The sequence below is a fragment of the Pseudomonas sp. MTM4 genome, assembly GCF_019355055.1.
Classification (GTDB): Bacteria; Pseudomonadota; Gammaproteobacteria; order Pseudomonadales; family Pseudomonadaceae; genus Stutzerimonas.
The window spans coordinates 134,743-160,247 of record NZ_CP048411.1; the positions used below are offsets into that span (position 1 = coordinate 134,743).

A 25,505-nucleotide genomic window follows, 5' to 3' on the forward strand; every position below is an offset into this window, starting at 1 on the left:
AGCTTCAAGCTTGCGGCTTGTAGCTGCCTCGAAGAGGCTTTTATCGATGCGCACCGAACAACCGAAAGTCATTCATCTCAAGGATTATCAGGCGCCCGAGTACCTGATCGATGAAACACACCTGACCTTCGAACTGTACGAAGACCGCACCCTGGTGCATGCGCAACTGGTAATGCGCCGCAATCCTGAAGCGGGCGCCGGCCTGCCGCCGTTGCAGTTGCACGGCCAGGATCTCGAACTGATGTCCCTGTCGCTGAACGACCGCCAGCTCGGCCTCGGTGATTACGAGATCGCCGAGGAAAGCCTGACCCTGCAGCCCGACGCTGCCAGCTTCACGCTCGACAGCACCGTGGTCATCCATCCGGAGAGCAACACCGCGCTGGAAGGCCTCTACAAATCCGGCAGCATGTTCTGCACCCAATGCGAGGCCGAGGGCTTCCGCAAGATCACCTATTACCTTGATCGCCCGGATGTGATGAGCAAGTTCACCACCACGGTCAGCGCCGAGAAGCATGCCTATCCAATCCTGCTGTCCAACGGCAACCCGATCGCCAGCGGCGAAGAGGACGACGGCCGCCACTGGGCGACCTGGGAAGATCCGTTCAAGAAGCCGGCTTATTTGTTCGCACTGGTGGCCGGTGATCTGTGGTGCGTTGAGGACAGCTTCACCACCATGAGCGGCCGCGAGGTAGCGCTGCGTATTTACGTCGAGCCGGAGAATATCGACAAATGCCAGCACGCCATGGACAGCCTGAAGAAATCGATGAAGTGGGATGAAGAGGCCTACGGTCGCGAGTACGATCTGGACATCTTCATGATCGTCGCGGTCAACGACTTCAACATGGGTGCGATGGAGAACAAGGGCCTAAACATCTTCAACTCCAGCGCCGTGCTGGCTCGAGCGGAAACCGCCACCGACGCCGCACATCAGCGGGTCGAGGCGATCGTTGCCCACGAATACTTTCATAATTGGACCGGCAACCGTGTGACCTGCCGCGACTGGTTCCAGCTGTCGCTCAAGGAAGGTTTCACTGTCTTTCGCGATGCGCAGTTCTCCTCCGACATGAATTCGGAAACAGTCAAGCGCGTCGAGGACGTGTCCTACCTGCGTACCCATCAGTTCGCTGAAGATGCCGGGCCGATGGCCCACTCGGTTCGCCCCGAGTCATTCATCGAGATCTCCAACTTCTACACCCTGACCGTGTACGAGAAGGGTGCCGAGGTGGTGCGCATGATCCAGACGCTGCTGGGCGAGGAGGGCTTCCGCAAGGGCAGCGATCTCTACTTCGAGCGCCATGACGGCCAGGCCGTGACCGTCGATGATTTCGTCAAGGCCATGGAAGACGCCAACGGTGCCGACCTGACCCAGTTCAAGCGCTGGTACAGCCAGGCCGGCACGCCGCGCCTCGCCGTCAGCGAGCAATACGATGCTGCCGCGAAGACCTATAGCCTGACCTTCCGCCAAAGCTGCCCGCCGACGCCGGGCCAGAGCGAGAAGCTGGCATTCGTGATCCCTGTTTCGCTGGGCCTGCTGGACGGCCAGGGCAACGAGATTGCGCTGCGCCTGCAAGGCGAGGATGCCGCCGTCGGGACCACTCGCGTGCTGGCAGTCGATCAGGCCGAACAGACGTTCACCTTCGTCGACGTTCCCGAGCAGCCGTTGCCCTCGTTGCTGCGCGGTTTCTCCGCGCCGGTGAAGCTTGAATTTCCGTACAGCCGCGATCAGCTGATGTTCCTGATGCAGCACGATTCCGACGGTTTCAACCGCTGGGAGGCCGGTCAGCAACTGTCGGTTCAGGTGTTGCAGGAGATGATCGGACAGCATCAGCGCGGCGAAGCGCTGCAGCTGGATCAGCGTCTGGTCGAGGCGTTGCGCAGCCTGCTGGAGGACGAAAGTCTCGATCCAGCGATGGTCGCCGAAATGCTGTCGCTGCCGAGCGAGGCCTACCTCACCGAGATCAGCGAGGTGGCGGATGTCGATGCCATTCACGCGGCGCGCGACTTTGCTCGCCAAGGTATCGCTACAGCGTTGTTCGACCTGTTCTGGAAGCGCTACCAGGCCAACCGCGAGCTGTCCCGGCAGACGCCTTATATTGCCGAAGCCAGCCACTTTGCCCGTCGTGCTCTACAGAACATCGCCTTGTCGTATCTGATGCTCAGCGGCAAGCCCGAAGTGGTGGCCGCCTGCGTCGAGCAGTTCGAGGAGGTCGACAACATGACCGAGCGCCTGACTGCGCTGGCCGTGCTGGTCAACTCGGGTTTCGAGTCTGAGCGCGACAAGGCACTTGAAGCCTTTGCCGAAAACTTCAAGGACAACCCGCTGGTGATGGATCAGTGGTTCAGCGTGCAGGCCGGCAACACCCAGCCGGGCGGGCTGGAACGTGTTCAGCACTTGATGCAGCATCCGGCGTTCACGCTGAAGAACCCGAACAAGGTCCGCGCCTTGATCGGCGCCTTTGCCAACCAGAACCTGGTCAACTTCCATCGCGCCGATGGTGCCGGTTATCGGTTCCTGGCCGATCAGATCATCGTATTGAACGGGCTCAATCCGCAGATCGCCTCGCGTCTGCTGGCGCCGCTGACCCGCTGGCGCAAGTACGACGCCGGTCGGCAGGGCCTGATGAAGGGCGAGCTGGAACGGATTCTGGCCTCGGGCGAGCTGTCCAGCGATGTCTACGAGGTGGTCAGCAAGAGCCTCGCCTGACACGCTGCAGCGCCTGCAAGGTGATATGAACCACCCCGAATCCCGTGCGATGTCACGGGATTCGTTCTTTGGGGGGTACTCATCGGAGATCGGATCGTTTTCGTGAAACGGAATGTAAAGCGGCGGTGAGATGCCGTGCCATAAAGCCTGCTAATCAAGCAACATCAATCAGCCTGGCTTAACAAAACATAACGTCCAGGCAATTGCCGCCGCTTTCGAAAGCCCTATAGCATGGCTCCGCCTGGTACTTAACGCAGGTCTTACCTTAATAAGAATAAAGGGGGTATGTATGAGTGAGCCCGTCATGTGGCGCACCCGGTTCGGCCGTGCGGAAAAAACATCCCGCAAGTCGAATTTCAAGTATTCGCCGCTTGCAAGAACGCTCTCGCTCTGCAGTGTTCTATCCATCCTGTTTCTCGCCACCGCTCCCGCTCATGCGCAAAGCGCTGAGTCAGCGACCCGCTATGCGATCGAATCGGAGAAGGCCGCATCGGCTCTCCTGCTCGATATTACTTATGCGGGTAAGCGCTTGGTCGCGGCTGGTGATCGCGGGCATATCCTCTTTTCCGATGACGCCGGCGCTACGTGGTCTCAGGCCAAGGTTCCGACCCGTCAGATGCTCACGGCTGTTTATTTCGTCGATGACAAACATGGCTGGGCGGTCGGCCACGACGCGTTGATCCTGGCGACCAGCGATGGCGGTGAAACCTGGACGCAGCAATACGAAAATCGCGAAGGCGAAGTGCCTTTACTTGACGTCTGGTTCGAAAATTCGGAGCACGGCTTCGCCACGGGTGCTTATGGCGTGCTGCTGGAAACCACTGACGGCGGCCAGAATTGGGAAGATGTTGCTGATCGCCTCGACAACGAGGACGGCGCCCACTTGAACGCCATCACCCACATTCAGGACGCGGGTCTGTTCGTCGTTGGCGAAATGGGCGGAATGTTCCGTTCCAGCGACATGGGTGAGACCTGGGAGCGCGTCGAGTCGCCCTATCAGGGATCCTTGTTCGGCGTCGTGAGCGGCGGCGAACCCGGAGTGGTCGTGGCGTTTGGTCTGCGCGGTCATCTGTTCCGTTCCGCCGACTTCGGTGATAGCTGGCAAGCGATCGATCTGCTCGACGGAAGCGATGCCCTTGAGTCGGGGCTAGCGGACGGCAATCTGCTGCCGGATGGTCGTATCGTCGTGGTCGGCCACGGCGGCACCGTGCTTAGTAGCGAGGATCAAGGACGGAGCTTCAAGCTGTTCAGTCGCCCGGATCGACGCTCACTGTCAGGCGTCGTCTCCAACCCGGACGGCAATCTGGTCCTCGTCGGGCAGAGCGGCGTCAGGGTCGTTTCGCCGACCGGCGCCAACTTGCCCGCACAACAACAATAAGCCGGAGCCAACATGACCAAGCATCAGCAGAAGCCGGCGTCCTTTCTAGAACGCCTGATTTTCAACAATCGACCGGCAGTGATCCTTGTCTGCCTGTTGATCAGCGTATTCCTGTTCTACCAGGCTGCTCAGGTCCGTCCTTCGACCAGTTTCGAGAAGATGATTCCGCTGGGGCATCCCTACATTCAGAACATGCTCCAGCATCGTGATGATCTGGCCAACCTGGGCAACACGGTGCGTATCTCCGTGGCGGCGAAGGATGGCGACATCTTCTCCAAGGAGTACATGGAGACGCTGCGTCAGATCCATGACGAAGTCTTCTATATCCAAGGCGTCGACCGCTCGAACATGAAGTCGCTGTGGAGCCCGAGCGTTCGCTGGACCGAGGTGACGGAGCAGGGCTTCGCCGGCGGTGAAGTCATTCCGCAGACCTATGACGGCTCGCCTGAAAGCCTCGACGATTTGCGCAACAACATCCTCAAGTCCGGTCAGATCGGGCGTCTGGTGGCCAACGACTTCAAGTCCAGCATCATCGACGTGCCGCTGATGGAGTTCTACTCGGATCCTGATGACCGTAGCAAGCAGATCACCCTCGACTACCAGGCGTTTTCCCACGAGCTCGAAGAGAAGATTCGCGACAAGTACGAAGCGCAGAACCCGAATGTGGACATCCACATCATCGGTTTCGCCAAGAAGGTGGGCGATCTGATCGATGGGCTGGTCGGTGTCGCGTTGTTCTTCTTCGTTGCTATCGGCATCACGCTAGCGCTGCTGCTGTGGTTCACCCGCTGCTTCAAGAGCACCATCGCGGTGGTGGTGACTACGCTGATCGCCGTGGCCTGGCAGCTCGGCTTGCTGCACACGCTGGGCTTCGGGCTCGATCCCTATTCGATGCTGGTGCCGTTCCTGGTGTTCGCCATCGGTATTTCCCACGGTGTTCAGAAGATCAACGGCATCGCCATGGCTTCGGGCGAAACCGATGATCCGCTGGCGGCTGCACGCATGGCGTTCCGTCAGTTGTTCATCCCCGGCATGGTGGCACTGGCGTCTGATGCCGTTGGTTTCGTGACGCTGCTGCTGATCGATATCGGTGTGATTCGCGAGTTGGCGATTGGCGCTTCGCTGGGCGTGGCGGTGATCATCCTGACCAACTTGATCCTGCTGCCGGTTGCGATTTCCTACATGGGTATCAGCCAGCGCTCAGTTAAACAGGCGCGTGAGGAAGCGGCGCGCAACCACCCGTTCTGGCGGTTGCTGTCGAATTTCGCCAACCCGGTGGTCGCGCCGATTTCCATCGTCATTGCTTTGCTCGCCGTGGGCGGGGGGCTCTGGTACGGCCAGAACCTGAAGATCGGCGATCTCGACCAGGGCGCACCGGAACTGCACCCGGATTCGCGCTACAACCTGGACAATGACTTCGTCATCCGCAACTACTCGACCAGCTCCGACGTGCTGGTGGTAATGGTCAAGACGGCGCCTGAAGGCTGTGCCCATTACGACACGCTCGCCGCCATGGACGAGCTGATGTGGAAGATGGAGAACACCGAGGGCGTGCAGTCGGCGGTGTCGATGGTCACGGTCGCGCGGCAGAGCATCAAGGGCATGAACGAGGGCAGCCTGAAATGGGAAACCCTGTCGCGTAACCAGTTCGTCCTGAACAGCTCCATCGCTCGTGCCGAGGGCATGTATAACGGTGATTGCTCGTTGGCGCCGGTACTGGTGTTCCTCAACGACCACAAGGCTGAAACGCTGGAGCACGTCGTAGCCGCGGCGCGTGAGTTCGCCGAGGAGAACAACCGTGAAGGGTTGGAGTTTGTCCTCGCTGCCGGTAACGCCGGTATCGAAGCGGCTACCAACGAAGTCATCGCAGCCTCCGAAACCACTATGTTGATCGCGGTTTACGCGGCGGTGAGCTTCATGTGCCTGCTGACGTTCCGCTCCGTTGCCGCGACGCTCTGCGTGATTCTGCCGCTGGTGCTGACCTCGATCCTCGGCAATGCGCTGATGGCTTTCATGGGCATTGGCGTAAAGGTAGCAACACTGCCAGTGATCGCCTTGGGCGTGGGTATCGGTGTGGATTACGGCATCTACATCTATAGCCGGCTGGAGACGTATTTGCGTCAAGGCATGACGTTGCAGGAAGCCTACTATCAGACCTTGAAATCCACTGGCAAGGCGGTGATCTTCACCGGCGTCTGCCTGGCGATCGGCGTGTTCACCTGGGTGTTCTCAGCGATCAAGTTCCAGGCGGACATGGGCCTGATGCTCACCTTCATGTTCCTCTGGAACATGGTCGGCGCGATTTGGCTGCTGCCAGCCCTGGCGCGCTTCCTGATCAAACCGGAAAAGCTGCAGCAGAAGGTGTGATGCTTCGGCAGTAAGCAAAACCGCGGCCCTTGGGTCGCGGTTTTTTTTTGCGGAAGTGCTCGGTTCCGTGATGCGAAGCGTCTGGGTGCGCCCCACTAGAAGCGTAGAAACGGTTACGAAAAACCAGCGCTGTATGCAACATGAAAACCACATCGCTAGATGCGGTCTGCTTGGCAGCTAGCAGATGCATGAGTTGCGCGAGCGTCTGTCGGACTGATCGACATCACAAAGGAGTTGAGAGAGAGAGCTTACGATCCGCAGAAAGCAGAACGCCCCGAGCTGGGGCGTTCTGCTTCTAGATCGAGCGTGTCAGAGCGCAGCGAACCCCGCCTGCTGCACCAGCTCCAGCAACGGCTGCGGATAAACTCCGAGGAAGAACGCAAGCAGGGCAATCGCCAGCAACATGATGCCGCCCGCGCGCTGCCCCCAATTGATCGGCGCGTCGTGGCGGCGAATGCCTGGTTCGACCAGGTACAGCGTCACCATCACCCGCAGGTAATAGAACAGGCCCACAGCGCTGCCGATGATCAGCGCGCCCAGCAACCACCACAGTTGGGATTCGACACCGGAGGCGATCACGTAGAACTTGCCGATGAAGCCTGCCGTCAGCGGAATGCCAGCCAGCGACAGCATCATCACGGTGAGCACGGCGGTGAGGTAGGGGCGCCGCCAGAATAGCCCGCGGTATTCATAGAGCGCATCGGCATCGCGCCCGTTGTAGGGGCTCGACATCAGGGTGATCACGCCGAAGGCGCCTAGGGTGGTCAGCACATAGGTCACCAGGTACACGCCGATGGCTTCCACCGCGAGCCCCTTGCTGGCGATCAGCGCCACCAGCAGGTAGCCGAAATGGGCGATGGACGAATAACCCAGCAGCCGCTTGAGGTTGCTCTGGTTCAATGCCAGCAGGTTGCCGATCAGGATCGAGGCGATGGCGATCAGGCTCAGCGCGTCGTTCAGCCAGCCACCGCTTGTGGCCGGCGACAGCTGATACAGGCGCAGCAGCACGGCGAACACCGCCACCTTGCTGACGGTGGCCAGGAAGGTCGCCACCGGAGCCGGCGCGCCTTCGTAGACGTCCGGCGTCCACAGGTGGAAGGGAGCCAGCGAGAGCTTGAAGCCGAGGCCGATCAACATCATGCCGATGCCGGCCTGCACCAGTGGCGACGAGCCTTGCGCAGCCAGGCTGGCGCCGATACCGGCAAAGCTTAGGCTGCCCGACTCAGCGTAGAGCAGCGCCATGCCGAACAGCAGGAAGGCGCTGGCGGCGGCGGAAAGCACCACATACTTGATGCCGGCTTCCAGCGAGCGCTTGTTGAAGAACGCGTAGGCGACCAGCCCGTAAACCGGTACCGAGAGCAGCTCCAGGCCGATGAAGAACCCGGCCAGGTGCTGCGCGCTGACCAGCACCAGCCCGCCTGCTGCCGACAGGGTCATCAACAGATAGAGCTCTTCTCGATTACCCGGAAAACCCTCGGAGCCGGCTTTCTCGCCCAGGTAGGCGTGGGCCAGGGTCACGCAGGCCAGTGTCGCGACCAGTACCACGGCGCTGTAGAAGTAGGCGAAGGCGTCCAGCCGCAGCAGTGGCGTCACATCCAATGGGGCGACCCGCAGTGCAGGCACAATGGATAACAGGGCGAGCGTCAGGCCTATCGAGGTGACGATGAAACTGAGCCCGTGATTGCGTCGCCAGGCGATGGCCAGCATCACCGCGATAGCGGTGGCGCCAGTGATCAGCAAAGGCAGCAGGGCGATGAAGTGTTGCTGTGTGAATTCCATGGCGAGACTACCGGGCCGAAACTGTTGGGGTGAAAGCGGTATCGATCCATTGCTGCACACCGTTCATGGTGGCGAGCGAGGTGTCGAACACCGGCTGCGGATAGACGCCGAGCAGCACCAGCAGTACGGCCAGCAACAGCACCATTCCTATCTCGCGTGCGTCCAGGCCGCGTAGTAGCCCTTCGGCCTTGGTCGGGCCAAAATAGGCGCGGTGGATCATCGCCAGCGAGTAAATGGACGACAGCACCAGACCGAAGGTGGCGATCACCACGACCCATGGCGAATTGGCGAAGGCGCCGAACAGCACCACGAACTCACCGATGAAGTTGCCGGTGCCGGGCAGGCCCAGCGAGGCGGCGGCGAAGAACAGACTCAGCGGCGGCAGCCATGGCAGGCGCGACCATAGGCCGCCCATTTCGCGCATGTCACGCGTGTGCAGGCGTTCATAGAGCTGGCCGCTGAGGATGAACAACGCTGCAGCCGAGAGACCGTGAGCGATCATCAGCACCACCGCGCCTTGCAGGGCGAGCTCGCTGCCCGAATAGATGCCGATCAGCACGAAGCCCATGTGCGAGACGCTGGAATAGGCGATCAGACGCTTGATATCGGTCTGCGCGAACGACAGCACTGCACCGTAGAAGATGCCGAGCAGGCCGAGGCCCATGGCGATGGGCGCGAAGTCCATCGAGGCTTCGGGAAACAGCGGCAGAGCGAAGCGGATCATGCCGTAGGCGGCGGTCTTCAGCAGAATCCCCGCCAGGTCGACAGAGCCGGCGGTAGGCGCCTGGGCGTGGGCATCGGGAAGCCAGGAATGCAGCGGCACGATGGGGAATTTCACCGCGAAGGCGATGAAGAAGCCCAGCATCAGCAGGTACTCGACGCCCGGCGCCAGGTCGGCCTGGAGCAGCAGCTCGTAGTCGAAGGTCAGCACTCCGGTGTTGTAGAAGTTGGCCAGCACCAAGCCGAGAATGGCCACCAGCATGATCAGGCCGCTGGCCTGGGTGTAGATGAAGAACTTGGTCGCCGCGTTGATCCGCGAGCGCTTGCCTTCCGAGCTGTGACCCCAGAGCGCGATGAGGAAGTACATCGGCACCAGCATCATTTCCCAGAAGAAGAAGAACAGGAACAGATCCAGTGCGAGGAACACCCCGACCACGCCGCCGAGAATCCACATCAGGTTGAGGTGGAAGAAGCCGACGTGGCGCTGGATTTCCTTCCAGGAGCAGAGCACCGAGAGCACGCCGAGCAGGCCGGTGAGCATGATCATCAGCAGCGACAGGCCATCGAGTGCCAGGTGCAGGTTGATGCCGAAGCGCTCGATCCAGACGTGCTTGAATTCCACGGCCCAGTTGGCCTCTGCGCCAGGCGCAGGGGCGAGCTGGTAATTGCCGCCCGCCCATAGCCAGAGGCCAAGCGCGAGCAACAGCGTCATGGTGAGCAGGGCGATCCAGCGCGGCATGCTCTTGTCGAAACGTTCGACGAACCAGCAGAGCAGGCCGCCGATGAAGGGAATCAGGATTAGCCAGGGCAGAATCACGATTTCGAGTCCTTGCGCAAATTCAGAGCAGAACGATGCCGAGCAACAGCACGGCTCCGCCAACGATGGACAGGGCGTACCAGCGCAACTGGCCGGTTTCGCTGCGGCTGAGCAGCACATGGCTGCCCCGTGCCGTACGCGGTACCAATCCGATGGTGGCGTCGATGGGGTCGCGCGCCAGCAGGCGGGTGAGCCAGAGGTAGGGCTGCACGAAAAGCTTGTCGTAAAGCCAGTCGAAGCCCCAGGCGGCGTACCACCAGGCCGACAGGAAACGCCCCGGTGCGCTTTGCGCGATGGCGCTGACCAGGCCGCGCTTGCCGAGGAACAGCAGCGCCGCGAGCAGAATGCCGGCCAGGGCGATGGCGCCGGAGGCGATCTCCAGGCTGTGCTTGGCCTCGCCACCGGCATGGCCGACGCTCTGTGGCAGCACGCCAGACAACGGCGGCGAGATCATCGCGCCGAGGAAGGTGGACAGCACGATCAGCACTACCAGCGGCAGGTTGTGGGCCAGACCGCGACCGGCGTGCGCCTCGGTCTTCGCCTCGCCGTGGAAGGCGATGAAGATCAGGCGGAAGGTGTACAGGGAGGTCAGGAAGGCCCCGAGCAGACCTGCGTAGAGCAGGCCGCTGTGGCCGCTGGCGAAGGCTTCCCAGAGGATTTCATCCTTGGAGTAGAAGCCGGCGGTGATCAGCGGCAGCGCCGCCAATGCCGCGCCGCCGACGATGAAGCTGGCATAGGCCAGCGGCAGCTTCTTCCACAGTCCGCCCATCCTGAAGATGTTCTGCTCGTGATGGCAGGCGTTGATCACCGAACCGGAGGCCAGGAACAGCAGCGCCTTGAAGAAGGCATGGGTCATCAGGTGGAAGATCGCCGCGTCCCAGGCGCCGACGCCCAAGGCGAGGAACATGTAGCCGATCTGGCTCATGGTCGAGTAAGCGAGGATGCGCTTGATGTCGGTCTGCACCAGCGCGGCGAAGCCGGCCAGCACCAGGGTGACGCCACCGACGATGCCTACCAGCTCCAGCACGTCCGGCGCCAGCAGGAACAGGCCATGGGTGCGGGCGATCAGATAGACGCCCGCTGTGACCATGGTCGCCGCGTGGATCAGTGCCGAGACAGGCGTCGGGCCGGCCATGGCGTCTGCCAGCCAGGTCTGCAGCGGTAGCTGGGCAGACTTGCCCACCGCACCGCCCAGCAGCGCCAGGGCCGCCAGGGTGATCCACAGATCGCCTTCGGCGAACTTCTGCGGCGCCAGCGCCAGCAGTTCCGGGATGTTCAGCGTGCCGAGCTGGACGAACAGGATGAACAGGCCGAAGGCCATCAACACGTCACCGACGCGGGTGACGATGAAGGCCTTGAGCGCGGCGTTGCCGTTCTTGCGTTCCTTGAAATAAAAGCCGATCAGCAGGTAGGAGCACAGCCCCACGCCTTCCCAGCCGAAGTACAGCAGCAACAGGTTGTCGCCCAGCACCAGCAGCAACATGCTGAAGATGAACAGGTTGGTGTAGGCGAAGAAGCGCGAGTATCCCTCTTCACCGCGCATGTACCAGCTCGCGAACAGGTGGATCAGAAAGCCGACGCCGGTGACCACGCCGAGCATGGTCAGCGACAGACCGTCCAGATGCAGGCCGAAGGCGACGCTGAAACCGACCACGTCCAGCCACTGCCACAGGTGCTGGCTGAACACACCGCCCTCGGGCGGGGAGGTGTTGAACTGCCAGATGCACAGGGCGCTGATTAACGCCGACAGGCCGATCGAACCGACACCGATCACGGCGGCCAGGTTCTCGGAGATACGCCCGCGCGAAAAGGCCAGCAGGAAGTAGCCGAGCAGCGGGAAAGCGAAGGTCAGGAATAGTAGGTTCATCCGCGCATCTCGCTTGCAGCATCGACATCGAGGGTGTTGAAGCGGCGATACAGTTGCAGCAGGATCGCCAGGCCGATGGCGGCCTCGGCGGCGGCCAGGGTGATCACCAGGATGAACATGATCTGCCCATCCGGCTGCGCCCAGCGGCTACCGGCCACGACGAAGGCCAGGCCAGTGGCGTTCATCATCACTTCCAGGCTCATTAGCATGAACAGGATGTTGCGACGCACCATCAGGCCGACCAGCCCCAGGCAGAACAGCACGGCGGCGATGGCCAGGCCGTGCTCCATTGGAATCGAATGCATGGCTTACTCCTTCGCCTCGTGGCGGCCCAGGTGGAAGGCGGCGACCAGCGCCGCCAGCAGCAGCATGGAGGCCAGCTCGACGGCCAGCAGGTAAGGCCCGAACAGGGCGATGCCGACCTCCTTGGGACCGACGGTGGTCAGGCCGGCCGGTGCGTATTCCGGCGCTGAGAACAAGGCCCAGAGCAGCTGCGCCAACAGGATCGCCGCCAGCAGCGACGGGCCTATCCAGACGCGCGGCGCCATCCAGGCGCGTTCCTGGCCGGCGGTGTTACGGCCCAGGTTGAGCATCATCACCACGAACACGAAGAGCACCATGATGGCGCCGGCATAGACGATGATTTCCAGCGCGCCGGCAAAGGGTGCGCCGAGGGCGAAGAAGCACATCGACACGGCCAGCAGCGACGTGATCAGGTAGAGCAGGGCGTGCACCGGATTGCTGCCGGTGATCACGCGTAGGGTGGCGACCACGGCCACGCCGGCGGAAAAGTAGAAGGCGAATTCCATCAACGCATCCTCGACCGATGGGTGTCCGGCGCGAAGCCGGCATGCGGGAAACCTGCGAATAGACAGCGCGTCATGGCAACAACCCCTTGACGTTGATCGGCTCCGCCTCGTTCTGCGCGGCGCCCTTCGGTTTGCCGGCAATGGCCAGGCCCGAGACGCGGTAGAAGTTGTAGTCGTGATACTTGCCCGTGCCGGAAATCAGCAGGTCTTCCTTCTCGTACACCAGGTCCTGGCGCTTGTATTCGCCCATCTCGAAATCCGGGGTGAGCTGGATCGCGTTGGTTGGGCAGGCTTCTTCGCAAAGGCCGCAGAAGATGCAGCGCGAGAAGTTGATGCGGAAGAACTCCGGATACCAGCGGCCTTCATCGGTTTCGGCCTTCTGCAGCGAGATGCAGCCCACCGGGCAGGCCACCGCGCAGAGGTTGCAGGCCACGCAGCGCTCTTCGCCGTCGGGATCGCGGGTCAGGACGATGCGACCGCGATAGCGCGGCGGCAGGTAGACCTGCTCTTCGGGGTACTGCAGGGTGTCGCGCTTGCGAAAGCCGTGGCTGAAGACCATCACCAGGCTGCGCAGTTGGGTGTAGGTGCCGTGCAGCACCGCGCCAATGTACTTGAACATCGAATTCTCTCCTTACTGGGCCGCGGCCAGCACGAGCGCGCCGGTCACCAGCAGGTTGATCAGGGTCAGCGGCAGGCAGAATTTCCAGCCGAAGGCCATCACCTGGTCGTAGCGCGGGCGCGGCAGCGAGGCGCGCAACAGCACGAACAGCATGATGAAGAAAGCGGTCTTGATCGCGAACCAGAAGAACGACAGCCAGGGCAGGGTGTCGAGGAATGGCCCATGCCAGCCGCCGAAGAACAGCGTGGTCAGCAGCGCCGAGATGGTGACGATGCCGATGTATTCGCCGACGAAGAACATGCCCCATTTCATCCCGGCGTACTCGACGTGGTAACCGTCGGCGAGCTCCTGCTCGGCTTCCGGCTGGTCGAAGGGATGACGGTGGGTGACCGCGACGCCAGCGATGAAGAAGGTACAGAAGCCGAGGAACTGCGGAATGATGAACCATAGGTTCTGCTGCTGGTACTCGACGATGTCGCGCATGTTGAACGAGCCGACCTGGGCGACGATGCCCATCAGCGACAGACCGAGGAAAACCTCGTAGGACACCGTCTGCGCCGAGGCGCGCAGGGCGCCGAGCAGGGCGAACTTGTTATTGCTCGCCCAGCCGGCGAACAGCACCGCATAAACGGTCAGGCCAGCCATGGCGAAGAAGAACAGCAGGCCGATGTTCAGGTCCGCCACGCCCCAGGTCGGGGTGACCGGCACGATGACGAAGGCCAGCAGCAGCGAACTCATCGCCACGACCGGCGCCAGGGTGAAAATAAGGCGGTCGGAGAACGGCGGATTCCAGTCCTCCTTGAAGAACATCTTCAGCATGTCGGCAGCTATCTGGAACATGCCGAACGGCCCGACCCGGTTGGGGCCGTAGCGATCCTGCCACCAGCCCAGCAGGCGGCGTTCGACGAAGCTCAGCAAGGCGCCGCACACCACCACCGCCAGCATGATCACCAGCGCCTTGACGACGGCGATGATCACGTCGATCACTTCGGGAGTCAGCCAACTCATCGCGACGCCTCCAGTTCAGTGGCCAGGCAGGTGCCGTTCAGTACCGGAATGCCTTCGAGGCCGACCGGCAGACCGACGAGGCCGAGGCCCAGGGATTCATCGATGCGCACCGGCAGTTGCAGGTGTGTATCGGCGACCCGCAGGCTGAGCAGCTCGCCTTCGGCCATGCCAAGGCGCTCGGCTTCGGCTTCGGCCAGGGCGACATAGGGCTGCGGGATGCGGCTCTGGATCGGTGCGGCGAGCGCGGTGGTTTCCTCGCTGCCGAACAGATGATGCAGCGGCACCACCTGCCAGCTGCCAAGCGCGGGGGCGAAAGCGGCGGGGGCGGATCTCCAGGCCAGATCCTGGCGGACGTCGTCGAGCAGGCGCACACCGGGGTCGCCGGCACGCAGATGACCGCCGACCTCGTCCTGGAACTTGTTCCAGGCCTGTGGCGAGTTCCATCCCGGTGACCAGGCGAAGGGAATCTGCTGGCGATCCTCTTTGCTGCCGGAATAACCTTCCATGGAATAGGCGAACGGCGAGTCCTGGTCCTGCGGCTGACGCGGCTCGTGCACGCTGATGTTGGCGCGCATGGCGGTGCGTCCGCTGTAGCGCAGCGGCTCGCGTGCCATTTTCAGGCCCTTGATGCGGAACGAGGAAAGCGGTGCGGCGGCCAGAATGCCCTGCAGCTGCGGGTTGGCCGCGGCGCAATCGGCGGTGGCCTGATCCAGATTGGTCCAGTCCACTGCCTTGCCTTGCAGCGTGCACTGCAGCGCGTGCATCCAGCGCCAGCCTTCGCGCACCAGGATCTTGCCGTCGTAGTAGCTGGGCTCGAAGACCTGGAAGAAGCGCTGCGCGCGGCCTTCCTGACTGACCAGGGTGCCATCGGCTTCGGCGAAGCTGGCGGCGGACAGCACCAGATGGGCCTTGGCCGTGGTGGCGGTCTGCTGGTGATCGGCGACGATGACGGCCTTGGCAGCGGCCAATGCCTTGTCCACCTTGGCCTGATCGGCGCGGCGGTAGAGGTCGTTTTCCAGCACGATCACGGCCTCGGCCTCGCCGGCGATCAGCGCATCCAGCGCGACATCCACGGATTCGCCACCGAGTAGCGTCACGCCGAGGCTGTTGGCTTCCGGCACGACGAGGCTGATCGAAGCGTTCTTCTCGCGATTTTTCAGCGCCTGGGCAATGTTGCCGGCGGCTTCGATCAGGCTCTTCTCGCCCAGTGAGGCGCCGCTGATCAGCAGCGGGCGCTTGGCGGCGAGCAGGGCGTCGGCGATCCGCTGCACCAGCTCGCGAGCTTCGGCTTCCAGGCCGTCAACGGCCGGCGCGCTGGGGTCGATGGCGTGCGCCACGGCGAAACCGAGACGGGCCAGATCGGCCGGCGCGGCGTGCACGCTCTGTTCGGCGATGTCGTCGAGACGGGTTTCGCTGACGCTGGCGATGAACACCGGATGCAGGGCGCCTTGTGCAACGTTCTGCACGGCGGCGATGTGCCAGTCCTGAATCTTCATCGAGGTGGCGATCTCGGTGGCCTTGCCCTTGGCGGCCTGGCGCACGGCCAGCGCCATGCGCGCGGCCGTCTGGGTCAGGTCTTCGCCGAGGATGAACACCGCATCGTGGCTTTCGATGTCTCGCATCGTCGGCACCGGCAGCGGGCCGTTCTGCAGCAGTTGGCGGATCAGCCGGATATTTTTCAGCTCGGCGGCGGCGATGCCGCTGTAGAAGTTTTCCGCACCGACCAGCGCACGCAGGGCGTGGTTGCTTTCCAGGCTGGCGCGTGGCGAGCCGATGCCGATCACCCGCTTGCCGCGCAGCAGCTCGGCGGCGCTGTCCAGGGCGGCGTCGATGCCGAGACTGTCCGCGCCCAGCAGCGGTTGGCGTGGGCGATCGCTGCGGTTGACGTAGCCGTAGCCGAAGCGCCCGCGGTCGCAGAGGAAGTAGTGGTTCACCTCGCCGTTGAAACGGTTCTCGATGCGGCGAATTTCGCCGTAGCGCTCGCCGGGGCTGATGTTGCAGCCGGAGGCGCAGCCGTGGCAGATGCTCGGTGCGAACTGCATGTCCCACTTGCGGTTGTAGCGCTCGGAGTGGGTCTTGTCGGTGAACACGCCGGTGGGGCAGACCTCGGTGAGGTTGCCGGAGAACTCGCTTTCCAGCACGCCGTCTTCGACGCGGCCGAAGTAGACGTTGTCGTGGGCGCCGAACACGCCGAGGTCAGTGCCGCCAGCGTAGTCCTTGTAGTAGCGCGTGCAGCGGTAACAGGCGATGCAGCGGTTCATCTCATGGGCGATGAACGGGCCGAGTTCCTGGTTCTGGTGGGTGCGCTTGGTGAAGCGATAACGGCGCTGGTTGTGGCCGGTCATCACCGTCATGTCTTGCAGGTGGCAGTGACCGCCTTCCTCGCACACCGGGCAGTCGTGCGGGTGGTTGATCATCAGCCATTCGACCACGCTGGCGCGGAAGGCCTTGGCTTCCTCGTCGTCGATGGAGATCCAGCTGTTGTCGGTGGCGGGCGTCATGCAGGACATGACCAGGCGACCGCGGGTGTCGTTCTCGTCGCTGTACTGCTTTACCGCGCACTGGCGGCAGGCGCCGACACTGCCCAGCGCCGGGTGCCAGCAGAAATAGGGAACGTCGAGGCCGAGGGACAGACAGGCCTGCAGCAGGTTGTCCGCCCCATCGACTTCGTAGTCTTTGCCGTCTACGTGGATAGTGGCCATTTCTAGGTCTTCTCATCCCGCTTGCGCGGGTCTGGCTAATAGGAAACTTTTTGTCCGCTGAAGGTTGAAGATCAGGGCTGGATGAGGCCGTACGGCTCTTTCATCCAGCGTTCAGCCTTCAGCGTCTTTCAATTCTTCATGCCGGCTGTGGAGGCGCGGTTGCCGCCTGGGCGACACCCGCCTCGAATTCGTCCCGGAAATACTTGATCGCGGCGCCCAGCGGCTCCACCGCGCCGGGTGCATGGGCGCAGAAGGTCTTGCCCGGGCCGAGGAAGTCCACCAGCCGCAGCAGGATGTCCAGGTCCTGGCGCGTGCCCTGGCCGCGCTCCAGTGCGCGCAGGGTCTTCACGCTCCAAGGCAGACCGTCACGGCACGGTGTGCACCAGCCGCAGGATTCGCGGGCGAAGAACTCTTCCATGTTGCGCAGCAGCGAGACCATGCTGACGGTCTGGTCCACCGCCAGCGCCAGGCCGGTGCCCATGCGCGTGCCGACCTTGGCGATGCCGCCGGCGTACATCTGCGCCTCGAGGTGCTCGGGCAGCAGGAAGCCAGTGCCGGCGCCGCCGGGCTGCCAGCATTTGAGGGTGTAGCCATCCTTCATGCCGCCGGCGTAATCCTCAAAGAGTTCGCGCGCGGTGATGCCGAAGGGCAGTTCCCAGATGCCTGGGTTCTTCACCTTGCCGGAGAAGCCCATCAGCTTGCTGCCGTGGTCTTCGCTGCCGGGGCGGGCGAGTGACTTGTACCAGTCCACGCCGTTGCCGATGATCGCCGGCACGTTGCACAGGGTTTCGACGTTGTTGACGCAGGTTGGCTTGCCCCAGACGCCGACGGCGGCGGGGAAGGGCGGCTTGGCGCGGGGGTTGGCGCGACGGCCTTCCAGCGAGTTGATCAGCGCGGTTTCCTCGCCACAGATGTAGCGGCCGGCGCCGGTGTGCACGAACAGCTCGAAATCGAAGCCGCTGCCCAGGATGTTCTTGCCCAGCAGTCCGGCGGCCTTGGCCTCATCGATGGCGCGGTTGAGGTTGCGTGCCGCATCGACGTATTCGCCGCGCAGGAAGATGTAGCCCCGATACGCCTTGAGCGCGCGGGCGCTGATGATCATGCCCTCCACCAGCAGGTGCGGCAGCTGCTCCATCAGCAAGCGGTCCTTCCAGGTGTTGGGCTCCATCTCGTCCGCGTTGCACAGCAGGTAGCGGATGTTCAGCGATTCGTCGGCGGGCATCAGGCCCCACTTCACGCCCGTGGGGAAGCCCGCACCGCCACGGCCCTTGAGGCCGGATTCCTTCACCGTTTGCACGATGTCGGCCTGGGCCATTTCGGTCAGCGCCTTGCGCAGCGCGGCGTAGCCGTTCTTCTGGCGATATTCGTCGAGCCAGACCGGCTGGCCGTCGTCGCGCAGACGCCAGGTCAGCGGATGGGTTTCTTCGCTACGGGCGGTGCGGTTGGCTGGGCCGAAGGATGAAAGCGTCTTCATTGATAGGACTCCAGCAGCTGGGCGACACCGCCGGGCTGAACGTCGCCGAAGGTGTCGTCGTCGATCATCAGTGCCGGGGCCTTGTCGCAGTTGCCCAGGCAGCACACCGGAATCAGGGTGAAGCGGCCGTCGGTGGAAGTCTGGCCGGGCTCGATGCCGATTTCGTTCCTGATGCTGTCGAGCACGCTTTCATGGCCGCCGATGTAGCAGGTCATGCTGTCGCAGACGCGGATGATGTGGCGGCCCACCGGCACGCGGAAAATCTGACTATAGAAGGTGGCCACGCCTTCGACGTCGCTGGCCGGGATGCCGAGGATCTCGCCAATGGCATCGCAGGCACCATCCGGCACCCAACCGCGCTGCTGCTGGACGATCTTCAGCGCTTCGATGCTGGCCGCACGCGGATCTTCGTAATGGTGCATCTCATGCTCGATGGCCGAGCGCTCGGTTTCGCTGAGGACGAAACGGTCAGTCTTGATAACAGTGCTCATATCAGCGGTCCACGTCGGCCATAACGAAATCGATGCTGCCCAGGTAGGCGATCAGGTCCGGAATCATGCTGCCGCGAATCACCGAGGGGATCTGCTGCAGATGCGGGAAGCTGGGCGTGCGGATGCGCGTGCGATAGCTCATGGTGCTGCCGTCGCTGGTCAGGTAGTAGCTGTTGATGCCCTTGGTCGCTTCGATCATCTGGAAGCTCTCGTTGGCCGGCATCACTGGACCCCAGGAGACCTGCAGGAAGTGCGTGATCAGCGTTTCGATGTGCTCCAGCGTGCGCTCTTTCGGCGGCGGCGTGGTCAGCGGGTGGTCGGCTTTGTAGGGGCCTTCGGGCATGTGCTTGAGGCACTGCTCGATGATCTTCAGGCTCTCGCGCATCTCGCCCATCTTCACCATGCAGCGGTCATAGGCGTCGCCATTGACCGCCAGCGGCACTTCGAAATCGAAATGCTGATAGCCGGAGTAGGGGCGTGCCTTGCGAATGTCGAAGTCGCAGCCGGTGGCGCGCAGGCCGGCGCCGGTGGTGCCCCATTCCAGCGCTTCCTTGGTGTTGTAGGCGGCGACGCCCTTGGTGCGGCCGATGAGAATGCTGTTCTTCAGTGCGGCCTTTTCGTACTCATTGAGACGCTTGGGCATCCAATCGAGGAATTCGCGCACCAGCTTGTCCCAGCCGCGTGGCAGGTCGTGAGCGACGCCGCCGATGCGGTACCAGGCCGGGTGCATGCGGAAACCGGTGATGGCCTCGATGACCTTGTAGGCGCGCTGGCGGTCGGTGAAGGTAAAGAACACCGGCGTCATGGCGCCGACGTCTTGGATGTAGGTGCCGAGATAGAGCAGGTGGTTCTGGATGCGGAAGAACTCGGCCATCATCACGCGGATGAAGTCGACGCGCGACGGCACGGTGATCCCGGCCAGTTTCTCCACCGCCAGCACGTAAGGCAGGTTGTTCATCACCCCGCCGAGGTAGTCGATGCGGTCGGTGTAGGGGATGAAGCTGTGCCAGCTCTGGCGCTCGGCCATCTTCTCGGCGCCGCGATGGTGGTAGCCGATCTCCGGCACGCAATCGAGGATTTCCTCGCCATCGAGCTGCAGGATGATGCGGAAGGCACCGTGGGCCGAGGGGTGGTTCGGGCCGAGGTTGAGGAACATGTAGTCCTCGTGCTCGCTGTGGCGCTGCATGCCCCAGTCTTCGGGCTTGAAGCGCAGGGCTTCCTGCTCCAGATCCTGCTTGGCCGCGTTCAGGCTGTAGGGGTCGAACTCGGTGGCGCGCGCCGGGTAATCCTTGCGCAGCGGATGACCTTCCCAGGTCGGCGGCATCAGCATGCGGGTGAGGAAGGGGTGGCCGGCGAAGGTGATGCCGAACATGTCCCAGATCTCGCGCTCGTACCAGTTGGCGTTGGGCCAGATGGAGACAGCGGTGGGCAGGTTCATGTCGCCTTCGCGCAGTGCGACCTTGATCATCACGTCGCTGTTACGTTCCAGCGACATGAGGTGATAGAAGACGCTGAAATCGGCGGCAGGCAGGCCCCGGCGCTGGGTGCGCAAGCGCTCGTCGGTGGCGCTCAGGTCGTAGAGCATCACGTAGGGCTTGCTGACCTGGCGCAGGAAGCTCAGCACCTCGATGAGCTTTTCGCGAGGCACCCAGAGCACCGGCATGCCAGTGAGGCTGGGTTGCAGCGTGAAGGTCTCGGCGCCGAAGCGCGCGTTCAGTTCGACGACGATATCCTGGTCGTCAGCCTTGTAGGGCGGGATGTACAGAGCATTGCCTGCAGTCATGATCTCGGTCGCTTTCGGTCAACGTTTGGGTGTGCGGAGGCCTTCCGGTCGGGAAAGCCGGAATTCACACGTCGTCGGGGCTGCGCAGGTTGGTGACCTGGATACGCTGTTCGCGTCGCTGTTCTTTCTGCGACGGCATCTCGGCGCGATAGACGCCTTGATCACCGACGACCCAGGAAAGCGGGCGACGCTCCTTGCCGATGGATTCCTGCAGCAGTTGCAAGCCTTGCAGGAACGCCTCGGGGCGGGGCGGGCAGCCGGGTATGTACACGTCCACGGGGAGGAACTTGTCCACGCCCTGAACGACCGAGTAGATGTCGTACATACCACCGGAGTTGGCGCACGAACCCATGGAGATGACCCACTTGGGTTCGAGCATTTGCTCGTAAAGGCGCTGGATGATGGGCGCCATCTTGATGAAGCAGGTACCGGCAATGACCATGAAGTCGGCCTGGCGCGGTGAAGCGCGAATTACTTCGGCACCGAAGCGGGCGATGTCATGAGGCGCGGTGAAGGCAGTGGTCATCTCCACATAGCAGCACGACAGGCCGAAGTTGTACGGCCAGAGGGAATTCTTGCGCCCCCAGTTGACCGCGCCACTTAGCACGTCTTCCAGCTTGCCCATGTAGATGTTGCGATGAACCTGGTCTTCTAATGGATCGGCAACAGTCTCCTGCTGGCCGATCGGATAACGGTCATTGACCGCATCCGGATCGATCCGGGTAAGTTTGTATTGCATGTGAAGAGCCTCATTGTTTTAGCTTCGCCTGTCGCTCGCGACGGCTGGATGGCGCCCAATCGAGCGCACCCACCCGCCAAAGGTAGACAAGACCCGCCAACAGAATTGCTATGAATACGGTAGCTTCAATGAGGCCCGCCCAGCCGCTTTCGCGCACCGAGACAGCCCAGGCAAAGAGATAAAGGGCTTCAACGTCGAAGATCACGAAGAGCATCGCGACCAGATAGAATTTTGCGGAGAAACGCAGCCGTGCGTTGCCCGTGGGCAGAATGCCGGACTCGAAAGGTTCGTTCTTGGCGCGGCCCCAGGCTTTGCTGCCGAGGAGGCTGGATACGCCAAGCATGAATGCGCATAGCGCGATAACGCCGAGAACAAATACAGCGAAGCCCCAATTATGGGACAGGGATACATCAGGCATGCCGGGCTCCTTAGCGGAACGGCTTTATTATGTCCAGCTTGCGACAGCGACCAAGCGTCGCAACCCCTAATGGCCGGGCATTCTATGCCTACCTAAAGTTTAAGTACATGTTTCTACATGAAACATATTGAAGTATTTCCCGTATTTCATTGATGGCTTCGATTGTTGTATGCCGCTAGACGGCGTCGAGCCTGGCCTTGCATAGGTGAATAGCCGGCTGTCGCAAAACTTGGGTTAGTCGGCAATTCATCCTGTTCGTTCAGGCTACACGGTCACCGGACATGGTCTGCGCGTGCGCGGCGACCTGACCGATCACCAGGATCGCCGGACTCTTCAGCTGAAAGGCCAGGGCATCGCGGCACATGTCCGCCAGGCTGGAGCGGCATTCACGTTGCTGCGTAAGGGAGGCATTTTCGATCATCGCGACGGCGGTCCACGCCGGCAGACCGCCTTCGATCAGGCCGGCCTGTACCTGATGCAGGCTGCTGACGCCCATGTAGACGACCAATGTCGTGCCGGTTTTCGCCAGCGCGTGCCATTCGGGACTGCTGCCATCCAGCGTATGTGCTGTAACCAAGGTAACGCCACGGGCGACGCCGCGATGGGTCAGCGAAATACCGCACTGAGTTGCGCCGGCAAGGCCTGCGGTTATGCCATTGACGATCTCCACTTCGACGCCACGCTGCGCCAGCCATTCCGCTTCTTCACCGCCACGTCCGAAAATGCACGGATCGCCGCCTTTCAGGCGCACCACACACTTGCCCTGGCGTGCGTAGCGCAACATCAATCTATGGATGAAGACCTGCGGCGTCGAGCGGCAGCCGCCGCGCTTGCCCACCGGGATCACCCGCGCGTTCGGGCAGTGTTCGAGCACGGCGGGATTGACCAAGTCGTCGATCAGTACTACCTGCGCCTCGCCCATGGCCCGCACGGCCTTGAGCGTCAATAGTTCCGGATCACCGGGACCTGCTCCCACCAGCCATACTTTTGCGCTCATGTGTCTACCTCTCATGCTGCTTCGATCATGCTGACGATGCGCTATGCATCGCTTGTTCCGTCATCGATGTCGTTCAGGCCATCGTTGGCTGTTTCATCAGCAGTCGCCTGATTTCCGGTACGCAGGAACCACAGCTGGTCCCACAGCCCAGTTCACGCTTCAAACCATCCAGATCCAGGCCCCGCTCCATTCCCGCACAGACCGCGTCATGGCTGATGTTCATGCAGTTGCACAGAATCTTGCTGACGCGCATATCACTGCCAGGCGGCGTGCTTAGCGGGGCCAGTAACCAGCGGCGCAGCGCCGGATCGGCCTTGCCGTCGTGCCAGAGCTGCTTCAGCCAGTGGCGTGCGGCGGTTTCGCCGGACAAGCTGAGCGCGACGATGCGGCCGTCTTCGATGCGCACCCGTTTGCCAACCCTGCGGCGCGGGTCGTCGTAGATCAGTACCGGACCTTCATCCAGTCGCAGCAAATGATTGAGCTGCGCCAGTAACGCTGTGCTCGGCGCCTCGCTACCAGCGGCGCGGATCACCAACGCTGCCTGGTCCCGCCCGGCAAGGCTGAAACTGGCGTAGGCGAACCCTTCGAACAATGGGCGCAGCGCCTCGAAACGTTGCTGCACCGAGCCTTCGACGAGGGCGAAGAACTGCCAGGGCAGCTCGATCTTCTCCACCTCGACACCGGCATGCTTGAGTTCGGGTTGCTTCGAAATCGGGTCGAATGCCGGCAACGTGAGCCGGTTGACGCCCAACCCATTGAGGAAGCGATCACCCCAATGCATGGGCATGAAGACCTGGCCAGGGCGCAGGCTGTCGTCCTCGCGTACCGGCAACAGCAGCTCGCCACGGCGGCTGCGGACCTTGACCAGTTGGCCATCGAGCAGTAGGCGGCTACGCATGTCCTCGGCGCTCATGCTCAGCAGCGCTTCTTCGACATGGCCGAACAGGCGCGCGGCGGTGCCGGTGCGGCTCATGCCATGCCAGTGATCGCGAAGCCGACCTGTGTTCAGCGTCAGCGGGAATTGGGTTTCGCGTTTCTCCTTCGGCGCCTGATAGTGCTCAGCGATAAAGCGTGCGCGGCCGTTATCGGTCGGAAACACGCTGTCGCCGTAGAGCCGCGGCGTGCCTCGCTGGCTGCCGGCAGGGAAGGGCCATTGCTGTGGGCCGAGCTGGTCAATCACCGCGTGACTAAGACCGGACAGGTCCAGGTCACGGCCCTGGGTGAGCAATTTGTATTCCTCGAACAGCGCGGCGGCGGTGTCGAACGCGAACAGGCTGGCTTGACCGGGGCGCATCAGGCTTTCCAGCCGGCGAGCAAAATCACAGGTGATCGACCAATCGGTGCGCGCCTCGCCCGGTGCGGGAATGGCGCGTCGCACATGGCTGACGCGGCGCTCGGAGTTGGTTACGGTGCCGTCCTTTTCGCCCCAGCCGGCGGCGGGCAGCAGCAGGTCGGCGTAGCGGCAGGTCTCGGTGGTGAAAAAAGCTTCCTGGACGACCACGAAAGGGCACGCCGCCAGCGCTTGATGAATGCTCTGCTGATCAGGCATCGACTGCGCGGGATTGGTGCAGGCGATCCACAGCGCCTTGACCTTGCCGCTGCGTACGGCATCGAACAGTTCGATGGCAGACAGGCCCGGCGCTTCAGGCAGCGCAGGGATGTTCCAGTAATTAGCGACTTCGGCACGATGCCCCGCGTTGCCCGATTCACGATGGCCTGGCAACAGGTTGGACAGGCTGCCGGTTTCGCGTCCGCCCATGGCGTTGGGCTGGCCAGTCAGCGAGAAGGGCCCGGCGCCGGATTTGCCAATCTGGCCGGTAGCCAGGTGCAAATTGATCAGCGCGCTGTTCTTGGCGCTGCCGGATGTCGACTGGTTCACGCCCATGCACCAGAGCGACAGAAAGCTAGGCGCGCTACCAATCAAACGAGCACAAATCTGCAGATCTTCGGTGCTGATGCCGCACAGGTCCGCGACCCTGGCCGGACTGTATTCACGCACCATGTCCCCGAGTTCGTCGAAGCCATCGGTGTGGGCCTCGATAAAGTTCCGGTCGACCCAGCCCTCGCACAGGAGTAGGTGCAGAATGCCGTGGAACAGCGCGACATCGCTGCCGGGTAGGATCGCCAGGTGCAGGTCGGCCAGGTCGCAGGTGTCGGTGCGTCGCGGGTCGACCACGATGACTTTCATCTCTGGTCGCTTCGCCTTGGCTTCTTCCAGACGGCGAAACAGCACCGGGTGGGCATAGGCCATGTTGCTACCGACGATCAGCAAACAGTCGCTTTGTTCGATGTCTTCGTAGCTGCACGGTGGCGCGTCGGCACCGAGGCTGCGCTTGTAACCGGCCACGGCGGACGACATGCACAGGCGCGAGTTGGAGTCGATATTGTTGGTGCCGACCAGCGCGCGGGCGAGCTTGTTGAACGCATAGTAATCCTCGGTCAGCAACTGACCGGAGATGTAGAAGGCGACGCTGTCCGGGCCGTGTTTGGCAATCGTCTCGGCGAATACATGAGCGGCATGGTCGAGCGCGCTGTCCCAGCCGGTGCGGGCACGGGCCAGGCCCTTGCTCAGGCGCAGCTCGGGGTAGAGCGCGCGGGCGTCGAGATCACCGGTCAGGTGCAAGGTCGATCCCTTGCTGCACAGCTTGCCGAAGTTGGCTGGATGATTCGGGTCGCCAGCGACGTCGAGGATGCGCTCGCCGTCGTGTTCGATCAGCACGCCGCAGCCGACGCCGCAGTAGCAGCAGGTGGAGGCGGTGGTTTGGCGCATGGCGTTCTCTCCTGACTCGGTGGGACAGTGCGCCGTCAGGCGCATTCGGTTGCGCTATCCGTT

General features: G+C 62.5%; 18 protein-coding genes. 3 read left to right on the plus strand and 15 right to left on the minus strand.

All coding sequences use genetic code 11. The annotated features are described in order from the left end of the window. Nucleotides 1–46 precede the first annotated feature (46 nt). The 3 genes from pepN to GYM54_RS00715 all read left to right on the plus strand — a co-directional run bounded on the left by pepN (nt 47) and on the right by GYM54_RS00715 (nt 6,449). A complete protein-coding gene (gene pepN / locus GYM54_RS00705) occupies nt 47–2,704 on the plus strand; it encodes an aminopeptidase N (protein WP_197444591.1) in 2,658 nt (885 codons plus the stop codon). A 289-nt stretch (nt 2,705–2,993) separates the two neighbouring features. Continuing rightward, entirely contained in the window at nt 2,994–4,082 is a 1,089-nt protein-coding gene (locus GYM54_RS00710) for a YCF48-related protein (protein ID WP_197444592.1), read from the plus strand. 12 nt (nt 4,083–4,094) lie between these two features. Further along, nucleotides 4,095–6,449: an RND family transporter gene (locus GYM54_RS00715; protein ID WP_197444593.1), complete on the plus strand. Its 2,355-nt coding sequence runs from the start codon at nt 4,095–4,097 to the stop codon at nt 6,447–6,449. A 309-nt stretch (nt 6,450–6,758) separates the two neighbouring features. Here GYM54_RS00715 and nuoN read toward each other — a convergent pair whose 3' ends face one another. The 15 genes from nuoN to GYM54_RS00790 form a co-directional block, all read right to left on the minus strand. Then, nucleotides 6,759–8,228, minus strand: coding sequence for an NADH-quinone oxidoreductase subunit NuoN (nuoN, locus tag GYM54_RS00720; RefSeq protein WP_181102258.1), 1,470 nt, complete (start codon nt 8,226–8,228; stop codon nt 6,759–6,761). Between the two features lie 7 nt (nt 8,229–8,235). Further along, nucleotides 8,236–9,765, minus strand: a complete 1,530-nt coding sequence (gene nuoM / locus GYM54_RS00725) for an NADH-quinone oxidoreductase subunit M (protein ID WP_181102256.1) — start codon at nt 9,763–9,765, stop codon at nt 8,236–8,238. A 22-nt stretch (nt 9,766–9,787) separates the two neighbouring features. Beyond that, the gene (gene nuoL / locus GYM54_RS00730; protein WP_197444594.1) at nt 9,788–11,632 is read right to left on the minus strand and encodes an NADH-quinone oxidoreductase subunit L; all 1,845 of its coding nucleotides are present in this window, start codon (nt 11,630–11,632) and stop codon (nt 9,788–9,790) included. Further along, nucleotides 11,629–11,937: an NADH-quinone oxidoreductase subunit NuoK gene (nuoK, locus tag GYM54_RS00735; protein ID WP_131648465.1), complete on the minus strand. Its 309-nt coding sequence runs from the start codon at nt 11,935–11,937 to the stop codon at nt 11,629–11,631. Before nuoK ends, nuoL begins: the two co-directional genes overlap by 4 nt. Before the next feature lie 3 nt (nt 11,938–11,940). Beyond that, nucleotides 11,941–12,441, minus strand: a complete 501-nt coding sequence (gene nuoJ / locus GYM54_RS00740) for an NADH-quinone oxidoreductase subunit J (protein ID WP_058078281.1) — start codon at nt 12,439–12,441, stop codon at nt 11,941–11,943. 70 nt (nt 12,442–12,511) lie between these two features. Then, on the minus strand, nt 12,512–13,060 hold the full coding sequence (gene nuoI, locus GYM54_RS00745) for an NADH-quinone oxidoreductase subunit NuoI (RefSeq protein WP_131648466.1): 549 nt from the start codon (nt 13,058–13,060) through the stop codon (nt 12,512–12,514). A gap of 12 nt (nt 13,061–13,072) precedes the next feature. Next, nucleotides 13,073–14,068 carry an NADH-quinone oxidoreductase subunit NuoH gene (nuoH, locus tag GYM54_RS00750; RefSeq protein WP_181102250.1) on the minus strand — a complete coding sequence of 332 codons (996 nt, stop codon included), beginning with the start codon at nt 14,066–14,068 and terminating at the stop codon, nt 13,073–13,075. Then, the gene (nuoG, locus tag GYM54_RS00755; RefSeq protein WP_181102248.1) at nt 14,065–16,770 is read right to left on the minus strand and encodes an NADH-quinone oxidoreductase subunit NuoG; all 2,706 of its coding nucleotides are present in this window, start codon (nt 16,768–16,770) and stop codon (nt 14,065–14,067) included. Before nuoG ends, nuoH begins: the two co-directional genes overlap by 4 nt. Before the next feature lie 136 nt (nt 16,771–16,906). Continuing rightward, nucleotides 16,907–18,244, minus strand: coding sequence for an NADH-quinone oxidoreductase subunit NuoF (nuoF, locus tag GYM54_RS00760; RefSeq protein WP_197444595.1), 1,338 nt, complete (start codon nt 18,242–18,244; stop codon nt 16,907–16,909). Next, complete coding sequence (gene nuoE / locus GYM54_RS00765) at nt 18,241–18,735, minus strand: NADH-quinone oxidoreductase subunit NuoE (protein ID WP_197444596.1); 495 nt, start codon at nt 18,733–18,735, stop codon at nt 18,241–18,243. The genes nuoF and nuoE overlap by 4 nt, the downstream gene beginning before the upstream one ends. A 1-nt stretch (nt 18,736) precedes the next feature. Beyond that, a complete protein-coding gene (gene nuoC / locus GYM54_RS00770) occupies nt 18,737–20,518 on the minus strand; it encodes an NADH-quinone oxidoreductase subunit C/D (protein WP_197444597.1) in 1,782 nt (593 codons plus the stop codon). A gap of 64 nt (nt 20,519–20,582) precedes the next feature. Then, complete coding sequence (locus GYM54_RS00775; protein WP_014852512.1) at nt 20,583–21,257, minus strand: NADH-quinone oxidoreductase subunit B family protein; 675 nt, start codon at nt 21,255–21,257, stop codon at nt 20,583–20,585. A 10-nt stretch (nt 21,258–21,267) separates the two neighbouring features. Next, entirely contained in the window at nt 21,268–21,675 is a 408-nt protein-coding gene (locus GYM54_RS00780; RefSeq protein ID WP_131648471.1) for an NADH-quinone oxidoreductase subunit A, read from the minus strand. Between the two features lie 259 nt (nt 21,676–21,934). Beyond that, nucleotides 21,935–22,672 carry a uroporphyrinogen-III C-methyltransferase gene (gene cobA, locus GYM54_RS00785; protein ID WP_197444598.1) on the minus strand — a complete coding sequence of 246 codons (738 nt, stop codon included), beginning with the start codon at nt 22,670–22,672 and terminating at the stop codon, nt 21,935–21,937. 73 nt (nt 22,673–22,745) lie between these two features. Continuing rightward, on the minus strand, nt 22,746–25,442 hold the full coding sequence (locus GYM54_RS00790; RefSeq protein ID WP_197444599.1) for a nitrate reductase: 2,697 nt from the start codon (nt 25,440–25,442) through the stop codon (nt 22,746–22,748). Nucleotides 25,443–25,505 lie beyond the last annotated feature (63 nt).